Source organism: Microcoleus sp. N3A4 (assembly GCF_036701805.1).
Lineage (GTDB): Bacteria > Cyanobacteriota > Cyanobacteriia > Cyanobacteriales > Microcoleaceae > Microcoleus.
This window is the reverse complement of record NZ_JAUBRJ010000140.1, coordinates 1-5,354: the sequence shown is the minus strand read 5'-3', so window position 1 is coordinate 5,354 and position 5,354 is coordinate 1. Positions and strand designations below refer to the sequence as shown.

The window sequence follows — 5,354 nt, the reverse complement described above, 5'->3', positions numbered from 1 at the left end:
GCTTCTAACAATGGTGAATTTATCTTAAAATATACTCATCACTGATGAACAGTGTTCAATAAGATGCGTTCCCCCTGGAACTTCAGCCCAATAGCCACCTTCTTCTGCGGGATGAATAATTGCTCTAATTTTCATACATTTTCTCTTTGTGAATTCCTTGTAAATCGGCGGCTAAAGCTCCCCTTCCAGGACTTGTTGGGCTGTCAAGTTCAACTGCGGAAAAGTCGGCGATATCAGCGCTTGTTCCCCTTGAAAAACCCCAACTTCGACATACTCACCTGATTCTAGTCGTAGTACCGCTACTATAGCAATCCTAAATGATTTTCTAGACCTAGAGCAATCCTAATTAATTTTTTCCGTGCAATTATATTTATGTATTTTGGGGAAATCAAATTTATGTTCGTTAGTAAAAAATTCTCTCCAAAAATTTTACAATCTTAAAAGACCTACATAAATACCAATACTTTCTTAAAAAGTTTTTAGCCTGTAACCAAATATCTTCAACGGGATTTTGTTGGGGAGCATTTGGAGCAAATAAAATACAAGTAATTGACCACTCATCAGGCTCTTTGTCACCATTTACTTCTAATAAAAAATCTCTAAATTCGCCATATTTATGATAACTGGCTCCATCCCAAATCAAGATAATCTTGCGATTTTTATATTTATCTTGTAAGTATTTTATAAATTTAACTGTTGATTTTCCATCCCCAGATGGATGGCTCTGAACATGGAATTCTTTGCTTTGATAATTGAGTGCGCCAAAATAAGTTTGTCTATCTTTTTCATTGGTAATTGGGACTTCAATTCTGATTTTTGATTGACCCCAAACATAACCAGTCAGATCGCCATGAAGTAGATGACATTCATCTATAAATAATACTATTATTTGCCCGGCTTCTATGCCAGCCTTGTTTTTGAATAAAATATTGTTAATTTCTTCCGTCTTTTTTTTTACCAGTTCTTCATCAAATTTAGGATTGATTTTTTGAGTTTTTTTCCAACTAATTTTCGCCCGATCGAAAAGTTCATAGTAACTCTGTTTTGATTTATAGATCACACCAAACTCTCGCTCTACATAAGTAACCAGCTCATCTAAATTCCAATATTCTTTATTCTTTAGCCACTCAATTACTTCAGTCTTTTGTAGAGCTGTTAAATACCCTTTTGACCCTTTATGCCCTAGCTTGATTCCTTCGATGCCTTTGGTTTGAAATTGTTTTTTCCAATGACCAACAAAAAATTCACTTACACCGAGAATTTTGCTAATCTCATGGTAGAACTTGCCTTCGACAGCCATCCTTACAGCTATTGCTCGTTTAAGTTCTCTTGCATCGATATCACTTTTAATGAAAGATTCTAATTGAGTTATTTCCTTTTCCATATCTTTGAGGGGCAGTTTTAAGTTATTCATCTTTTTATTCACGATCGAGTATTGCATATAATTGTATCATAGTCTTGATAATCATTTAGGATTGCTATATCTCCTCTTGAGGGTCAACAATCCAATATTCAGGGATACCCCGCGCTGCATATTGAGCTCGTTTACTAATGTAATCGCGATCGCGCCCAACTCTACCTGGACTAACAACCTCGACAACCAACTGAGGAGGTGGCATAGTTTCGGTGATGGTTAGCCTGGTTGCTGTCAGCAAGATGTGTTCGGGGCGCAAAACCACCAAATCTGGGTAGCGGTTAGCTGCGTCGCCCTCCCGCAGGATCGGAACTTGGATTTCGCACATATGTGTTCTGATCAGCCTCAGTGGGATGAACCCGCTACTAGCCAGAGTGAATAGTAGATAGTTAGCAATGAAATTGTTGGGGCCCGATTCTGGTGGCAATGTTACTAACTCTCCATCAATTAATTCGTAGCGGTTGTCGGTGTCGTCCTCATAGGTGAGGTACTCTTCAAAGGTAAGTTTTTGTTTGTGGGCTTGTGTCATATTTTACCTTCCAGGATTGCTATTGTTATTAAAATGTTTACACATCCGAGGGAAGCGGCGGTCGCAGTGATTTTCATTAAATTAACAAGCTGGGTAGCACTGTTTCAATTATATTATAAGGCGGCATCTGAGAGGTTTTCTTCAAATAGAAGTTTCACAGGGATGTCACAAATAACTTTTTTTCACGATCGGCTGCAAAAGCAAGACAGGCTTTGATGTCTGGGGAAGTTAGTTCGGAAAAATCTTCGAGAATTTCTGCTTCCGTCATGCCACCTGCGAGATATTCTAAGATATCGTAGACGGTGATTCGCATTCCCCGAATACATGGTTTGCCACTGCGTTTTCCCGGTTCAATTGTGATGATGTCGTGGTAGTTCATAAAGCAATATTTTGTACTAATAAGCGTAATTATAACTGCAAATAATCCTGGTTGGTTTAGGTCAGGATTTCAGGTTTGAGCAAGTAGGGATAAAAAAAGAACCCTGACGTTGAAAGTAGCCAAGGCGGATCAGTTTTCTCATGGTCTGCGGCAAAAGCAAGACAGGCTTTGATGTCTGCCGAATTTAGTAGGTTTTCCACCAATAAGACTCCAAAATTGGTGGCAGTCCGATCGACACAGGGCGATCGGCTCGATATCACGGACGGCTGACATGGGTGGCACGGCTCCAAAATTGCACCATTTAGGGCGGTCTAGGGGGTTTTGGGGTGGATTTGCACATCTGGCACGGCTGGCACTGCCACAATCGCACCCTAGACGCTCTCACGGTTGCACCCTAAGCACTGGCACGACTGGCACGGTCGGAGTGTTGCGGGTCTAGCGCGGTCGCAGCGGTCGGAGCGGTTGCAGCGGTGGGAGTGTTGGCACAGTGCCAGCGGTCACATACAGAAAACCCGCCAGAGTCCGGTTTTAGCTGGTTCTATAGTATGTCGCTGTTTACGTTAATGGTTGATGTAGCTTTGGTGGTTTCATTTTTCATATTAAAAATATTTTGTGCTAAACTACTTTTATGTAATTTAGGAAACAACCGTATGATTGAGTATATTGTATTGATACCTTCCCTTCTTAAAGTGGACAACGATGAAATAGCACAAGAAGAACCGACTCTTATGGAAGTTGCAAGATACAATTTTGATTTGGGTTTGCAATTAGACGATAAGATTGCAATTAGAGATATTACATACGGAGATAAAATATTCTCGTTTACTGGTGCTGTTGTTGACGTGTTGAAAGTTATCAAACAAAATAAAGAAAAAGTTCATAAAAACGATAACGATATATTCAGAATAGAGGTCACTATAGAAATTGATGATAAAGAAGATATGTCCGAAATTCGAGATATTGTTAAGGGGTTGAATCCAGGTAAATTTAAAGACTAATTTTTAGAATATAGGTAATTACGGTTGTAATTACCTTTTTTTAACACACTTATTTGTAAACCTTTCACGGTTTGAATCTGGAAATATATTTAGGATGAAAAGTATATGTCGGTATTGTTGTTTATAATTTCGCTAATAGTAGGGTTAGTAGTAACGGCTGTTATTAATCGATTAATGGCGTTATTTTATTGTTTTCTACTTGTTGTTTTTGGAATATGGCTTTTAATATTTTATTGGGAATCTCTATTTCCATTTATACAGTTTTTATTATTCTTGGTTGGATTCATACTTGGTATTTGTTTAGTTGTGATATTAATGTATATTAGTATTTTATTAATTGCTGTAGGTATCACGCATTTAAAAAACTATTTAACAAAAAATAAGAATGATGATCGTTGACTACCAAACTCTCAAAAATATCTTATTCGGATGAAACTGTAGTATTTATAAGCTTTAGGTCAGGAAATTACCGTTTCCTGATTTAGTAAAGTAACGTGCCGGATATTTGTTGGTCTTCTTAACTGGTTCCCAGGCTAGAGCCTGGGAACCGAGATCCAGAGGCTCTAACTGTTTTCTTGGACATTTCACGACAATCTCATGCAAACGAGTAGTTATATCCATCGCTGCGATGAACAGGCTTAAGTTGATTCCGAGAAACGCTAATCACGCTATCGTTTACCCGAATATCAAAATTACCTTTGAACCTAGTGGTTTTAATTCTTTTGCATTTAACCCCTTGATGTTTTCCACCAATTACCGAAACAATGTCTCCAGTATTCCAGCCTGCGACCTTTTTCTTTGGTTTATACCCCGAACGCGGAAACCCATATTTGTCAGTCTGCACGACTTGACGACTTCCCCAGCCCATCGCCTTAATTAGCAACGGTTGATTGATAGTTAAAGTCAAACCTTGACTTACATCTCCACAACAGGCAGCATCGATCCAATGAGCCTTTGGGAACTTCAAATTAGTCCGATTGAACTTCGTCAAAGAACCGCGTCCTACATAAATAGGTTCAATCGCTGTAGCCTTCAGAGCTTGGAACAAAGCGGACTTGGTTGCGTTAACCGCTGCTGCGTCCTTCAATGGTGCTTTAGCTTGACTCATTATTTTCTTAAGAACTTCGGGCTTTTTCTTAAGAAAATCCTTAATATCTTGAGTCCCCTTTTTGAGGTTGCATTTTTCGCAAGCTAAGCAAAGGTTGGAAACGCGATTGCTGCCGCCCTTGGCGCGTGGGTTAATATGCTCGACTTGCAGCGGTAAATTTTCACTACCACAGTAAGCACACTCCCGATTCCACTTTTCGAGTAGGTACTGTCTAACCTCGTAACCTTGTAATTCCCCTTGCTGATATTCAACGCCGGAAATCTCTGGATTTTGCATTTTTTGAGTGTCAAAACTTACTAACTCGAAAGCAATTGATTGGAGGGGTGCTAGCTTGCGAAGGCGAGAAACCCATGTCATAGTCGTTAACACTCGGTGCTGCAAGCTCGGAGGCAACCAGCCTTTCGGGCGAGTACGATTCAAGAATCTCGCTTTTCGATAACGAGTTTTGCGGTTACCGCGGCTGCGCCGGACGCCCCGACGGGTTTCAAGTCGAGACTTGATAGCTTGACCCCGATGGGTGAGTTCAGCGCCCCAAATGACCTGGGTTCCCTGAACCAAAGCTATGCCAGTAGTCTTGCTACCAGGGTCGATGCGGATTTCAATTGGTTCTGGTAGATCGTTGACCGATTTTCCCAGAATAATTGTAAACGGGTACAATCTAAAAACCTTTGCTTTGCCTGCATTCAATAGCTTTCTAGCTATCACTGGCAGGCACGGAGTTAGAGGTTTTTTGTCAGCGTCAAGTACGAATACTTGATTGGGGGTTTTAGACATGGTTGCGTCTATTCCTAATTAGTAAAGGTTGCCTCGGCATAGTTATTAGGCGGTACTTTCTCCACAGCACTGGCTTTACAACCCACATTCCGCAGGTCTTTAAATAGAATTGATGGTTATAAATTTTAAAAATTCAACCCTGAAGTGATTAC

General features: G+C 40.1%; 5 protein-coding genes. 1 reads left to right on the top strand and 4 read right to left on the bottom strand.

Going from position 1 to position 5,354, the window contains the following annotated elements; translation table 11 throughout:
- Positions 1–342: 342 nt before the first annotated feature.
- The 3 genes from QUA56_RS36045 to QUA56_RS36035 all read right to left on the bottom strand — a co-directional run bounded on the left by QUA56_RS36045 (position 343) and on the right by QUA56_RS36035 (position 2,322).
- A protein-coding gene (locus QUA56_RS36045) for an IS630 family transposase (RefSeq protein ID WP_333368684.1) occupies positions 343–1,414 on the bottom strand; the annotation gives its coding sequence in 2 pieces (ribosomal slippage) (positions 343–426 and positions 428–1,414; 1,071 coding nt in all).
- Between the two features lie 64 nt (positions 1,415–1,478).
- Positions 1,479–1,943 carry a Uma2 family endonuclease gene (locus QUA56_RS36040; RefSeq protein ID WP_333368681.1) on the bottom strand — a complete coding sequence of 155 codons (465 nt, stop codon included), beginning with the start codon at positions 1,941–1,943 and terminating at the stop codon, positions 1,479–1,481.
- A gap of 154 nt (positions 1,944–2,097) precedes the next feature.
- Positions 2,098–2,322 carry a DUF433 domain-containing protein gene (locus QUA56_RS36035; RefSeq protein ID WP_333368677.1) on the bottom strand — a complete coding sequence of 75 codons (225 nt, stop codon included), beginning with the start codon at positions 2,320–2,322 and terminating at the stop codon, positions 2,098–2,100.
- A gap of 470 nt (positions 2,323–2,792) precedes the next feature.
- Here QUA56_RS36035 and QUA56_RS36030 point away from each other — a divergent pair, with 470 nt between their 5' ends.
- Positions 2,793–3,320, top strand: a complete 528-nt coding sequence (locus QUA56_RS36030; protein ID WP_333368674.1) for a hypothetical protein — start codon at positions 2,793–2,795, stop codon at positions 3,318–3,320.
- A gap of 595 nt (positions 3,321–3,915) precedes the next feature.
- Here QUA56_RS36030 and iscB read toward each other — a convergent pair.
- Positions 3,916–5,202, bottom strand: a complete 1,287-nt coding sequence (iscB, locus tag QUA56_RS36025) for an RNA-guided endonuclease IscB (protein WP_333368671.1) — start codon at positions 5,200–5,202, stop codon at positions 3,916–3,918.
- Positions 5,203–5,354: the final 152 nt, after the last annotated feature.